The following is a 14,210-nucleotide window of genomic DNA, read 5'->3' on the forward strand; positions in this document are numbered from 1 at the left end:
CAAAAAAAAGGCCACGCAAAATGCGTGGCCTTTATTATTAATCAATAATTGAGTTGAAAGTTTGTGAAGGTCTCATGGCCTTTGTAACTTTAGCTTCGTCAGCGTGGTAGTAACCACCGATATCTACTTTCACACCTTGAGCACCGTTCAGTTCTGCAAGGATTTTTGCTTCATTCTCAGAAAGCTTAGCGAAGATACCCTCGTAAGTTTTCTTAAGTTCAGCATCGTCATTTTGATTAGCTAGTGCTTCTGCCCAGTATAGAGCTAGGAAGAAGTGTGATCCTCTATTATCAAGTTCACCAACTTTTCTTGCAGGTGACTTATTGTTTAGAAGGATTTTTGAGTTTGCAGTATCAAGAGTCTTAGCAAGTGTAAGTGCTTTCTTGTTTCCTGTTTTTTGACCTAGGTCTTCAAGTGAAACTGCAAGAGCAAGGAATTCTCCTAGAGAGTCCCATCTTAGGTAGTTTTCTTCTACGAATTGTTGAACGTGCTTAGGAGCTGAACCACCGGCACCAGTTTCAAATAGTCCACCACCATCAAGTAGAGGAACGATCGAAAGCATTTTTGCAGAAGTTCCTAGTTCAAGAATTGGAAATAGATCTGTTAGATAATCTCTTAGAACGTTACCAGTTACAGAAATAGTGTCTTTACCTTCTTTAATTCTTTCTAGTGAGAACTTAGTTGCTTCAACTGGAGAAAGAATTTTAATTTCAAGACCATTTGTATCGTGCTCTTTTAGATAAGCTTCAACTTTAGCAATCAGGTTGTTGTCATGTGCTCTGTTACTGTCTAGCCAGAAAACTGCTGGAGTATTTGTTAGACGAGCTCTTGTAACACCTAGTTTTACCCAGTCTTTAACTGCGATGTCTTTAGTCTGACACATTCTCCAGATATCACCAGCTTCAACATTATGTGTGAAGACAACGTTACCATCTGTATCAGTTACAGTTACCACACCGTCCGCGTCCATTTTGAAAGTCTTATCGTGTGAACCGTATTCTTCAGCTTTTTGCGCCATTAGACCAACGTTGGCAACGCTTCCCATTGTTCTTGGGTCAAAAGCACCGTGCTTCTTACAGAAGTTGATAGTCTCTTGGTAAACACCTGCATAGCATCTGTCAGGGATGATTGCTTTTGTGTCGTGAAGTTTTCCATCAGCTCCCCACATCTTACCAGATGATCTGATCATTGCTGGCATTGAAGCATCAATGATAACGTCACTTGGAACGTGAAGGTTAGTGATTCCTTTATCTGAGTCAACCATTGCTAGAGCTGGACCATTATTCATAGCAGTCTTAAGCGCCGCTTCGATTTCTTCTTTTTGAGCGGCCGGAAGTTTAGCAATCTTTGCGTAAACATCTCCCAGACCGTTGTTTGCATCAACGCCAAGTTCAGCGAATGTCGAAGCATATTTTTCAAAGACATCTTTAAAGTAAACAGTAACAAAGTGACCGAACATAATTGGATCAGAAACTTTCATCATCGTAGCTTTTAAGTGAACAGAGAAAAGAATATTTTCTTTTTTAGCACTTTCAATTTCTTTAGCGATGAATGTTCTTAGTGAGTTTGCACTCATAACTGAAGCGTCGATAATTTCTCCCGCTTTAAGTGGAGTAGAAGCTTTAAGAACTTTTTTATCACCAGACTTAGAAGTAAATTCAATTTTTACATCCGTCGCTTTTGACATTACGGCCGATTTTTCAGAACCGTAGAAGTCATTTGCTTCCATGTGAGCAACGTGTGACTTAGAAGAGCTCTCCCATGCACCCATAGAGTGTGGGTTATTTTTTGCAAAAACTTTAACAGCATCAGCAACACGTCTGTCAGAGTTTCCTTCTCTTAGAACAGGGTTAACTGCAGAGCCTAGAACTTTTGCATATCTTGCTTTTGCATCTTTTTCAGCATCTGTTTTAGCGTCTTCTGGGAAGTTCGGGATATTGTATCCGTGGGCCTGAAGTTCCGCGATAGCAGCTTTAAGTTGTGGAACTGAAGCTGAGATATTTGGAAGCTTGATAATATTGGCCTCTGGAGTTTTAGCGATAGCACCAAGTTCAGATAGAGCATCAGAAATTTTTTGGTTATCAGAAAGATTTTCTGGGAAGTTTGCAATAATTCTTCCCGCAAGAGAGATATCTCTTAGTTCAACTTCGATACCAGCATTCTTAGCGAATGACTTAATAATTGGTAGAAGTGAGTGAGTGGCCAAAAATGGCGCTTCATCAGTTTTTGTGTAAATGATTTTTGATTTCGTCATAGTGTTTCCTATGGGGTTAAAGGATATAAATATGTCGTTCTATTCGCCCCTAGAATATACTAAATCACCCCATAGTTGAATGGTTAATTTTTGCTACAACAGGACTTCTTTGACCCTTTGGCGCTCATTGTAAGTCGATGACATGGTATGACCATAGGCCCCTGCATTATCAATGACTACAAAATCCCCATTTTTCATTGGGGGAAGCTTCATCGCACTACCAAAGCAGTCTGCGCTCTCACATATTGGCCCCACAATATCAGTGGAAATCTCTTTAGTTTTACGCATGACAGGATAAATATCATGGTGGGCCTCATAGAGGGCCGGTCTAATCAGATCGTTCATACCTGCATCAATGATGGTGAAATGATTGCCGCCAGAGACTTTTGTGCGGATAACTTTAGATATAAGAATTCCCATTTTACCAACGAGAATTCTTCCTGGCTCAAAGACAATCTTTGGTCTTTCATCAGTTTTCTTGTAATAAAAAGCGTCTAAGGCCTCATGAATGGCCTTCATATACTCGGCCGTAGATGTGAGCTCTTTTCGTTCTTCTTCAGTGTAGTCGATACCAAGGCCTCCACCTAAATCTAAAAACTCTAGAGGCCTGTTTATTTTCAAGGCAAGATCTGAGAGTTCTTTAATGGCCTCTTTTGTTGCCTTCATTTCTGTGAGCTGACTTCCGATGTGGATACTAAGGCCCACAAGTTTTGAATGTGACCAGTATTTTTTTGACTTCAATCCTGCCAAGATGTCTTCGGCAAGAATTCCAAACTTATGAGTTTTATTTCCAGTCGCAATGTAGCGGTGGGTTTTTGCGTGGACTTGTGGATTTAGTCGAAACGCCACTCTTGCAACTTTGTTTAACTTCTTCGCGATGCGATTGATATCTGCGAGTTCTTCAAGGGATTCAACATTAAATGAAAAGATTCCATTCTTATGGCATTTAAGGGCCATTTCAATTTCTTCATCAGTTTTTCCAACGCCTGAAAAAACAATCTTAGAAGGGTGAATGCCTGCCTTGAGAGCAAGTTTAAGCTCTCCGCCAGAGACGACATCTGCACCTGAACCAAGTTTCCTTAACAATTTTAAGACATCTTTGTTGTTATTAGCTTTGATAGCATAGCAAATCAAAATATCGTCTAGACCTTGTTCTTGGGCCTTTAAAGTAAAATCATTGTAATAAAACTCTATGGTCTTTTTGCTGTAGAGATAAAAAGGTGTTTGCCATTTCTGTGCAATCAAATTGAGAGATTGGCCATCAAAGTGGAGTGTGTTTTTTTTATATTCAAGTGGGGATTTCATTTTGTTTTTCATGAATTCATTATGAAGGAGATTTGGATTTCGTGAAAGAGTAACATTGAGAAAAGTTGCTAGCTCCTTTAGTAAAATGCCTATAGAATAATATGAAGTCACTTAAGGAAGTAAAAATGGATTTAACTAATAAAATTAGTGCGGCTGAATTAAAAAAGGGTAAAGACTCTTTTAAAAAAATATTTTTCTATCGCGTTTGTGGAACTGGAATGGGCGCCGCTGCCTGTTTACTCAAAGAAAAAGGCTACGATGTTGAGGGGGGAGATACAAACTTTTACCCACCGATGAGTACTTATTTGAAGTCCACAAAAATTCCTCTCTATAATCTTGACAGTTTTGATCATGAATTGCTTAAGAATTACGATTTGATTGTTGTCGGAAATGTTGTACCTGGTTCATCTGAACAGGCCCGTGCAATTGAATCTTTAGGCGTTCCATTTACCTCTTTTCCAGAGGCCCTTGGAACTCTTGTTCTTGATGATATTAATGTTATTGGAATAGCAGGAACTCACGGTAAAACGACAACGACTTATCTTGCAACTCAGGTTTTTGAAAACCTTGGTCAAAGACCGGGGTATTTTATTGGCGGAGTCATTAACGATAGACCTTCTTCAAAATTGGGAGAGGGAAAATACTTTTTCATTGAATCGGATGAATATGATAGTGCGTACTTTGAGAAAATTTCAAAATTTCGTCTCTATGCTTTAAAAAATATGATCCTCACTTCTCTAGAATTTGATCACGCCGATATTTTTAATTCTATCGAAGATATTAAAGATCAATTCAAGGCGACTCTAAGAGGACTTAAAGGTCAAATGATCTTCAATGATTCATACAAGGCCATCGATGAGCTTGTTCATGAACTAAATCTTAATGTTCAATATTATGGGCTTAATCATGGAAATGGACCTCGTATTCTAAAAGAGTCTCCTGATGGAAGTGAGTTCGAAATCACATTGAATGATAAGAACTATTCATTTAAAACAAATCTGATCGGAAAGCACAATATTCTCAATCTTTCTTCCGTAATTATTTATGCCCTTAATGAAGGCCATACTGTTGAAAAAATTCAAGATGCTATTAAAAATCTTAGCCTTGTAAAAAGAAGACAAGAAGTTCGTGGGTTTTATAAGGGTGCGCCAGTTATTGATGACTTTGCCCATCACCCTAAGGCCGTAGAGTTAACGATTGATTCAATTAAAACGAAATATCCCAACAAAGAAATTGTTGTTGTTATGGAGCCAAATTCTGCAACAGCAAGAAGTGCTATCTTTCAAAATGAATTTCGCGATTCTTTAATGGCCGCAGACACCGTGATTTTCACTCGCCCAATGAGACCGACTTCAGTTAAAGGAGTGGGGGATTTGGATTGTGCAAAAATTGTGAATGAGCTGAAAGAAAAAGGCAAAAAGGGAGCTCTTGCAAAAGATCTTTCAGAGCTAATGTCTTGCTTTGAACAATTTGTGGATGAGAATAAAGTTTTATTAATTTTAAGTAATGGTACATGTCTTGGACTGTGGGAGTCGAGTTTCGTTGAGGATATTCAAAAGTCTTAAATATTTATTGATTTCAGGCCTAATTCTCCACTGTTCTCAGGGGATGGCATTGCCATCTCCAATTTTTCCAATTGATGGAAAAGAAAAAACGATTCTTAATCGCTATCTTGCACTTCATGAGAGATTTTCAAAAATTCACTGCAAACCAGGCGTTGAGCAACACTTTAATAAACTTGACCATAACTATAAAGGTGATGGCCACTTTATCCCTCTTAACCTAGACGGGACCCTTGATAAAGAGAGTGTTTCAAAAAATATTTCTCAAATTGAAAATAAAGAGAAATATATTTTAACTCTTATTGAAAAATTGAAAAAGGTAAAAAGCTTCAAGGGTGAGTTAAATCTTATAAAGAGTTTGCAATCTGATATAACGAAGCTCTTGAACTTGAAGTACGAGTATAAAAATCTGACTTCTGTTGCGGCCAAAGAGAAGTTAATCATTAAAGCTAAAAATGATTACGATACATACAAGAAAAACTTGCGCCATCTTTTTTCTAAAACACCCCACTTACTTTCATTCAATTATCCAGTAGATCATTTTAAGCTTCGAATGGAATACGATAAATATAAAAGTGGCAAAGATGATCTTAGTCGTCAAAAGATGAATGAGATTTATCTCTATCGCAAAATCGTAGAAGACGGTGCACAAGACAAAGATCATACGAGAAATGATATTTATCTGAGGGCCTTAATTAGTACGATTACAAAACGAATTTCAGGACCCGATGTTTTTATTTCTGAAGATGTTCGATATGATATCGATTCCGTATTAGAGGGAATTGAGCATCAGTTGCGTTTAAGTAAAAAGAAAAAGCTCGAGCGATTAACCGAATGGCATGAAAGAACAAAACGATCATTAGATTTCTATAAAATGCTAGTTGATGACAAGGTTGTCCTCGACGGCAAAACAATCAACGCATCTGAGCTTATTGGTGAGAAGGCCAAGGCACGTTATCTTCTACAAGAATTTGTCCTAAAAAAAGAAGCAGAAACTTATCACTTTTGGAGTGATCAAGAAGAAATTTATCGCGCACTTTTCTCGCTTGAAACAATTCTTTTTAATGAAGTAGGAACTATCGACTCTGTAGGTGCTCCCGAACGAAAAGATGTTACTCAGGTTGTAATTAACAGACGCTTCTTACCGAAGTATTCAATTATGACTTCGGAAACAGATTTATTTAATATCTTAGAAAAAGAAAAATTAAAGACAAAATCTTATCCTTGGTTAAATACGATGTTCAAACAAGGAGAGTTCTCTTTTACATATTTTTTTATCTCAGGAAATTTAAGAATTTATTGTCCTGATTTATCGAGAAGAGGGAAGAAGCTTAGATTCGATAATCTCAATATTATTCTCGATGCCCTTCGAGCTCCGAAGTATTCTTTCCAAGCTCTTCGTTATTTCTCACGAGCTTCTATGCTTGGAAGAATTGATATGGATGATCTTTGGGAAGATTACACTCCAATTAACGAAACCCCTGGCCAGAGAATTACAAATGACAAGGCCATCAAACGTATGGTGGGCCTTGGACGCTATCAGTATTTATACGATTTTGTAGGCACAGATGGAAGGCCATATTTAGTCATACGAATCGGTCATAAAGTTTATGTAAAATCTGAGAGTGAAGACACGTTTTATTATTACAGAAATCCTCATTATTTTCGCTACTTTAAGCCCATTGCCGTAAAGTAAATTTCGTTACGAATTTCTTTTTTAGTCATGCACAATTTTTAATTGTCTGACTATAACTTAGGGTGTATAGTCCCACGACTTACTAGAGTATTATTTATTTAACAAAAAGTGTTTACTATAACTGGAGTAAAAAATGCTTAAAGATTACGTTTTTACATCTGAGTCGGTAACTGAAGGTCACCCAGATAAAATCGCAGATCAGATTTCTGATGCTGTACTAGATGCTATGCTTGCACAAGATCCTGCTTCACGCGTTGCTTGTGAAACTATGATCACTACTGGTCTAGTTGTTCTTGCAGGTGAGATTACTTCTAAAGCTAACATCGATTTCCAAGATGTAGTTAGATCAAAAATTAGAGATATTGGTTACGACCATTCAGATAAAGGTTTTGACTGTAATACTTGTGGTGTTATGGTTGCCCTTGATAAACAATCTCCTGACATCGCTCAAGGTGTTGATGAAGGTGCTGGTACATTTACTGAAATGGGAGCTGGTGACCAAGGTCTAATGTTTGGTTATGCAATTAACGAAACAGAAAGCTTCATGCCACTTACAATTGATCTTTCTCACAGACTTGCTGAGAGACTTTCTTTTGTTAGAAAAAATGGAATCATTCCTAATCTAAGAGCTGACGGTAAAACACAAGTTTCTGCTCAGTATGTTGACGGAAAAATTTCAAGACTTGATGCAATCGTACTTTCTACTCAGCACTCTGCTGATATGACTCTTGCTCAAGTTCAAGAAGCTGTAATGGAAGAAGTTATTAAGAAAACTGTTCCAGCACACCTTATTGATAACAACACAAATATCTACATCAACCCAACTGGTAAATTCGTAATTGGTGGACCAATGGGAGACTGTGGTCTTACTGGTAGAAAAATCATCGTAGATACTTACGGTGGTCACGGTGCTCACGGTGGTGGTGCATTCTCTGGTAAAGATCCTTCAAAAGTTGATAGATCTGCAGCTTACGCTACAAGACAAATTGCTAAGCACATTGTTGCTGCTGGTCTTGCTGATAGAGCTCTAGTACAAGTTGCTTACGCAATTGGTGTTGCAAAGCCAATGTCGCTTCTTGTTGATACATTTGGAACTGAAAAAGTAGATATTAAGAAAATTCAAGGTGCAGTAAACGAGATCTTCGATATGAGACCAAAAGCAATTATCGACAGACTTGATCTTCTAAGACCTATCTACTCTAAGTCAGCGGCTTACGGACACTTCGGACGTGTTGCTGAGAATGGTCTATTCCCATGGGAAGACCTAAAGTATGTTGATCAATTAAAATCACTTCTTTAATAAATAAATGGCCTTCTTCGGAAGGCCTTTTTTTTATGCTTTTCTGAAGTATATTTTCGAATCATTCTTTTTGAAATCGTGAAATACCGAGTATTTATACCTAAGCGCTTGGTTTACGCGCTCGCCTCGTGCAACGATGTAATAATCATTCTCTGGGTAGGTTTGTTCGATTCTATAGATAATGTGTCGAATATCATCAACTTCACTAAAGTCGTAGATGAAGTAGACATCGGCCTGTGGTACAGGAAAATCATTATCTAAAATATTGCAGGTAAGGATTTTTGCTTTTTTAAGATTGTATTTATCAAAGACCCTGTGTGCTTCATTGGCCCTTTCATCAAGAATCTCATATCCAATAAAATTGTATTTATTAGATAAGCAACTAAGAACAAGACCCACTCTTCCGTAAGCAGCACCGAAATCAACAATTGTTTTCACATGCTGCTTTTCTAGAATTTTAAAAATTTCGAGAATGTCAGAGTAGGGCGTCTGTAAAATTTGGGGATGAAGACCAATCCAAGTTTGTGTTCCCTTGAAGTGGTCTTTCTTATTTGAACGGTCTGCTCTTTGCTCGTATGAGCGAAAGTTTTTGAGTAGCTTTTGTTCAATCTTAGGAATTTTGTATCCTAAAATTTTATCAACATTTTTAGAATGCAACCTTGGGTGAATACCCCTTGGTGATTCGAATAAAGCCATTTCAAGTTTAGGCATTTTGTCTATTGCAGAAACTTGCTCACTAGCAGACAATTAATTACCATCTTTTAGCGAATGATTTTTGCTTTGGAGCTTTGTCTTCTGCTGCATTAACTTTTAGGTTTCTTCCGTCTGAGCTAACACCATTTAGGCCTTCGATTGCTTCTTCAGCTTCACTGCTTGTAGACATTTCTACAAAGCCAAAACCTTTGCTTCTACCAGTGTCTCTGTCCATAATGATTCTTGCTGAAAGAACTTCTCCGTATTGAGAGAATAGTTCTCCAAGTTGGTCATTTGATAGATTGTAAGACAGGTTTCCTACATAGATTTTTGTAGTCATAATTGATCCTTTGACCAATACTTATTGGTCGCTATATTAAATAAATACTGAAATTGAAGCTGAAAAAAGACTTGATTGGAAATTTAGTCAGAAACTAATAGCAGTAAGCACAACCTAACACATTACTCAATTAAAAGATAGTCGTTTGAGTAATGTTCTTCTAATTAGTCTATTTTTCTATTATTTTAAATAATTGCATTCAGTGAAAAGTGAAATTACTATTAAATAATGTTAGATATTTTGTTTTTTATTATTAAGTACATTCCTTTTTGGGCAACTCCAATCATGCTCATATCTCTATCTTTTGCATACGTTTATTGGATTAAGGATGTTAGGGATATTTCGACTTATTTTGTATTGGTCGCGATTTTTTGCTTCTTTTGTAATACCTATTGGATTTTAACAGGTGGACCGAAAGGGAGCGTAGAGTTTCTTTTTCGTTTTATCTACTAAAATTTTTTTGCCCACGATAAATTTCATATGAATTTAACCCTTTGAAACTACTGATGAAATTCTCCGGTAAGAAAGTGTAACATTCTAAGAGTGCCAGTAATTTGACACTCACATTTGAATTGGCTAGCATTTTTTAAGGCCAATAATTTTGGTCTCACACACACCTAAATGGAATGTTGCATAATGAATGACTTTGATTTCCTTTATTCGAATCTAGATCAATTTTCTGACCAGAATTCAAGTGATTTTGAAATAGAGGTTCCCGATATTGTCCTAGTAGAAGACGATGTCGTTCTAGGGAAAACAATCAAAAAGTATGTTGAAAAAACCACCAAACTCAATGTTCACTACGTAAAAGGTCCATCAGAGTGTTTAGAACTACTCGCAGATGTTGATAAGAGTTCTAATTTTTGTTTAATTTCAGATATTAGTTTTGAAGATGGTGGAGCGGATGGACTCCTTCTAATTGACCTTCTAAAAGAGCGTGGCCTTAAATTTACTTCTATTGTTATGACTGGCTTTGCATCAATTGAAACAGCGATTAATGCCACTAAAAAAGGTGTTTATCACTATCTAACTAAACCATTTGATCTCGATGTTCTTACAGAACTTATTCTTAAGGCCTATGAAGAAGTTTATAAAATTGATAAGAAATATCTGACGTCTGATAAGGCACAAGTTGAGGTGGTTAGGGAAGAAAGAAGAGAGAGGAGAAACTCTTTCAAAATTGAGGCCCCAACTAAAGATGATATGTTTTGTGGGATGATTGGTCGCTCAAAAGTTATGAGAGATGTTTTCGAGCGCATTCAAAAAGTTGCTGCATCAGATTCTACTATTTTGATTAATGGACCATCGGGAACAGGTAAAGAACTCGTGGCCAGTGCCGTTCATAAACTATCTCCACGAAACAGTGGAGGAATTGTCTCTGTGAACTGTGGAGCTATTCCTGGTGAGCTACTTGAGAGTGAGCTCTTTGGTCACGAAAGGGGCGCTTTTACGGGTGCCATTTCTGCACGTAAAGGACGCTTTGAAATTGCAGATAAAGGAACAATTTTTTTAGATGAAATTGGTGATATGCCACTGCTACTTCAAGTAAAACTTCTTCGTGTTCTTCAAAATAGAACTATTGAAAGAGTGGGAAGCACTTCTTCAATGCCCGTTGATGTTAGGATCATCACCGCTACACACAGAAATTTAGAGCAAGCAGTATCTGAAGGAAATTTCAGAGAAGACTTATATTATCGCCTTAATGTTATTCCGATTAAAGTTCCGTCCCTCTCAGAAAGAAGGGAAGACATTCCATTGCTCATTTCATATTTCCTATCGCGATTTGTGAGTGCTGATGGAAGAAACAATGTTGAGTTTGATGATGATGCTCTAGAAGTCCTTATGACTTATGATTGGCCAGGTAACGTAAGAGAGCTAGAAAATTTAATGGAGAGACTTGTTATCCTTAAAGGTGGATCTCTTGTTAAGGCCTCTGATCTTCCTGGTAAATTTCTTACTCATTGTTCAAAGCGTTTTTCATTCTCGAATGCTGAAACAATGATCTCTCTTCCTGAAGATGGAATTGATCTTAAAAAAGTATTATCTGAAATTGAGGACTCTCTTATTGAGCAGGCCCTAGAGAGAACTTCAGGTAATAAGAATCAAGCATCACGCTTACTTTCAATGAATAGAACAACCCTAATTGAGAAAATGAAGAAAAAAGGTCTCTCTTTAGAGGTCTAATATCCGAGTATACCGCTCTTTTTGAGGGCGGTAACCCTTTGTTAATTTGATAAAAAAATCAATGTCAAAGTTTTGAGCAGAAAAAAAATCCCCTGAGCAAATTTTTCCTTTAAAATTTTCTAAAACCCTGTAGAATTATTTTTGAGGACAGACTTTAGGAAGAAGTCAAAATTATCCTCATAACTTATCTTACGACTATTTTGAAACAGGAAGTTTCAGGAAGTATGAATAAAACAATTTTCAAACTTTTGACATTCACATGCCTTTTTGCACCTTGCCGAGCAGGATTTGCCCAATATATTGAGCAAACAGAGAATAATGATTTCTTCAGGCTTGCAATCCACTCTGAGGCCCCTGAACAACTTATCGTAAGAAAGAAGGGCAGCACTGTAGAGATTAAAACTCTTAATATGGAACTCTTTGATAAGATCGTTGAAGATATGAAGAAGATTTCATTAAATAAGAAGTACTTCTCTAACTTCAATGTTCTAGAGCCTAATAGCGAATCTAATGTTCCTTCAATTGTTATTAATCTATCTCAAAGTTCTGTTGAACTATTTAGTTTCTATAAAGATAGAGAGAAAAAGAAAGTTATCGATTTTTGGATTGATGCCGACGCAGTAGGAACTAAAGAAGCAGCAACAGCTCCTGCTCAAGTTGCGAAAGCTGAGCCGAAGAAAGTTGTTGTAAAGACGGCGGTAAAAAAAGAAGCTCCTGTTCAGTCACAAAAAATTGCTATTCCATCTAATAATGATGATTTCAAAGATTTCAGATATGGTGCTTCATTCATTTGGGATTATGAACCATTGTCACCGCGAATTGTTAAACCTTTAAATCTAGAAAGAAAAACTCCAGAATATTTCTATCCAATTAAAGAGAGAGATTTCAAAAAGAGTGAGAAAGAAGCACATCTACAATTGGCCATTAATCTTTACAATAAGAAGAAGTGGGGGCTTATGTATAAGTCCATTACTCTTTTTCAAAAAAAATATGGTGATGAAGAGCAGATTGATCTTATCGAATACCTGAAGGCCAATGCAATATTGCGTGAAGAGCTTGAGAAGGGAAAAACGAAGCCAGTTAAAATGGCCATTTCAATGTTCCAAAACATTGTAAGTCGTACTAAAGACTATGACATGAGAAAAGGGGTTAGTAAGTATCTACTGGCCTACTATTTTGAAAATAAAGAGTATGTACAATCTCTCGACCTTGCGAAGAAACTTTATGTTGATTCAAAAGAAAATTTTGACTATGAACAATCTGATTCAGCTGCAGAGTATATTCTATTTTCACTGGCCAACTTAAATCAGGTAGAACAAGTTAAGCAACTTGTGAGTGAAAAAACGATTCAGAAGCTTTTACCAAAACAAGTTTTAATGGCCTATGAAATGTTTTCTATGATGAAGCTTGGTGAAGTTGAAGAAACTATCAAATACTTCGAAAAAGTAGAGAAGACGCTTACGAAACCAAGACATGAAGCCATTCTTTATAATGCAGCTGAAGCCTACTTTAGAATGGGGAATTACGATAAGGCCGTTCGTCTATATGATGATTTCTTAGCTGAACATTCTTACCATATCAAATCATCAGAAGCTCGTTTAAGAATTGCACTATCGTATGATCTTCTAGAACGTGACCCTTATAAAGTAGAAGAACTCTACAAGAATGCAATTAACAGATCTCAAATTCCAGATATTAGCTATGAAGCACGTATTCGTTATGTCGGTCATAGAAGTGTTAGAAAGAAGAAAATTGATAATTCAGATAGAGAAATTCGTGTTTTCTTAGATAACGATAATATTGAAAAACTAGATAAAGACCTTAAAAAACTACTTTGGTTAACAAGGCTGAGAATCTTTATTAAAGATCAAAAATTTGAAGAGGCCCTTAGCTTCTTGAGTGCTCTTCCTCTTAAAACAATGAAGGAAGAAGAAAGAAGAGTGTATGAAGCTGACGGTGCTGAAATCGTTTACGGAATTATTGAACATAATTTTAAGGCATCAGAATATGCTAAATCTTTCAGGGCCTACGAAATTTATAAAGACACTTATGTGAATAAAGTGGCCACTGATCCTTACTTGAATTACATCGTTGCTAAAAGTCTATTGAAATTAAAACTGACTGACCAATTTGAAAAATTTATGACTCATCTAAGAACACTAAAAGATGAAGAGCAAAAAACTTTTCCAATTTGGGTAGAGAGAAATGAGTTATTTAAAATAAATGATGTTATTGGTGAACTTACTCTTCTTAAAAACTTACAAATGGGTGAGTGGGATGAGGCTGAAAAGAGTCTTGCTAAAGTAACGTTAAGTAATGAGCTTAAGAAGTTTTATTTCAGCGGTCTTATTGATTATAACTTAAAAAAATACGCTTCTGCAGAAGAGGCCTTTGAGAAGTATATGACAGCTCCAGGTGCGAGAATTGCAACTGAACCAATCGAAGTCGCAGAGCTATTGAAGGCCTATACTGACTCAATTTATGAGCAAGGAAAGTCTGAAAAATTCAAGAAAGTAGCTAGGGCATTACTTGATGATACGGAGTCGTTAAAAGGCTCAAATACCTATGTTCAAGGGGTTAGAGAGAGATTGCAATACCTCTACCTTGAAATGACTGGTGCCGAATTGAAACCGGATTTTGTAACTTTTTCAAAAGATATTACAGCGTTCAAAAAAGACTACCCTTCTTCCCAATATCAAGGGAGAATAAACTACCTTCAAGGCATGATGTTCGTGAAGGAAGGAAAGTTTAAGGAGGGAAGATTAGTATTTGAGGAGATTTTGAAGGATTCAGAATCGAGTGAATATCTAAAAGAAATGGTGAGGGCGGAATTATCCCTACTACAAATTAAAGAAAGAAAAATATAACCAAGGATA

At 36.7% G+C, this 14,210-nt stretch carries 9 protein-coding genes; 5 read left to right on the top strand and 4 right to left on the bottom strand.

Annotation, left to right across the window (positions count from 1 at the left end; translation table 11 throughout):
• Window positions 1–37: 37 nt before the first annotated feature.
• Together M899_RS12735 and lysA are read right to left on the bottom strand one after the other, a co-directional pair.
• Window positions 38–2,254 (bottom strand): NADP-dependent isocitrate dehydrogenase, encoded by a 2,217-nt coding sequence (locus M899_RS12735; protein WP_021271795.1) that lies wholly within the window; start codon window positions 2,252–2,254, stop codon window positions 38–40.
• 93 nt (window positions 2,255–2,347) lie between these two features.
• Window positions 2,348–3,571 carry a diaminopimelate decarboxylase gene (gene lysA / locus M899_RS12740; RefSeq protein WP_021271754.1) on the bottom strand — a complete coding sequence of 408 codons (1,224 nt, stop codon included), beginning with the start codon at window positions 3,569–3,571 and terminating at the stop codon, window positions 2,348–2,350.
• A 113-nt stretch (window positions 3,572–3,684) separates the two neighbouring features.
• On the opposite strand from lysA, the gene murC reads away from it, so the two are divergent.
• The 3 genes from murC to metK all read left to right on the top strand — a co-directional run bounded on the left by murC (window position 3,685) and on the right by metK (window position 8,117).
• Window positions 3,685–5,124, top strand: a complete 1,440-nt coding sequence (murC, locus tag M899_RS12745) for a UDP-N-acetylmuramate--L-alanine ligase (protein WP_021271867.1) — start codon at window positions 3,685–3,687, stop codon at window positions 5,122–5,124.
• A gap of 49 nt (window positions 5,125–5,173) precedes the next feature.
• A complete protein-coding gene (locus M899_RS12750; protein WP_021271811.1) occupies window positions 5,174–6,817 on the top strand; it encodes a hypothetical protein in 1,644 nt (547 codons plus the stop codon).
• Between the two features lie 133 nt (window positions 6,818–6,950).
• Window positions 6,951–8,117, top strand: coding sequence for a methionine adenosyltransferase (gene metK, locus M899_RS12755; protein ID WP_021271898.1), 1,167 nt, complete (start codon window positions 6,951–6,953; stop codon window positions 8,115–8,117).
• A 33-nt stretch (window positions 8,118–8,150) separates the two neighbouring features.
• Here the strand turns inward: metK and M899_RS12760 are convergent, their stop codons facing one another.
• Entirely contained in the window at window positions 8,151–8,813 is a 663-nt protein-coding gene (locus M899_RS12760; RefSeq protein ID WP_155897212.1) for a hypothetical protein, read from the bottom strand.
• Between the two features lie 55 nt (window positions 8,814–8,868).
• Window positions 8,869–9,150, bottom strand: coding sequence for an RNA recognition motif domain-containing protein (locus M899_RS12765; RefSeq protein ID WP_021271760.1), 282 nt, complete (start codon window positions 9,148–9,150; stop codon window positions 8,869–8,871).
• Window positions 9,151–9,786: 636 nt separating this feature from the next.
• Between M899_RS12765 and M899_RS12770 the strand changes: the two genes are divergently transcribed.
• Together M899_RS12770 and M899_RS12775 are read left to right on the top strand one after the other, a co-directional pair.
• Window positions 9,787–11,334: a sigma-54-dependent transcriptional regulator gene (locus M899_RS12770; RefSeq protein ID WP_021271894.1), complete on the top strand. Its 1,548-nt coding sequence runs from the start codon at window positions 9,787–9,789 to the stop codon at window positions 11,332–11,334.
• A 224-nt stretch (window positions 11,335–11,558) separates the two neighbouring features.
• Window positions 11,559–14,201: a tetratricopeptide repeat protein gene (locus M899_RS12775; RefSeq protein WP_021271901.1), complete on the top strand. Its 2,643-nt coding sequence runs from the start codon at window positions 11,559–11,561 to the stop codon at window positions 14,199–14,201.
• Window positions 14,202–14,210: the final 9 nt, after the last annotated feature.

The organism is Bacteriovorax sp. BSW11_IV, from assembly GCF_000447755.1.
Taxonomy (GTDB): Bacteria; Bdellovibrionota; Bacteriovoracia; order Bacteriovoracales; family Bacteriovoracaceae; genus BSW11-IV.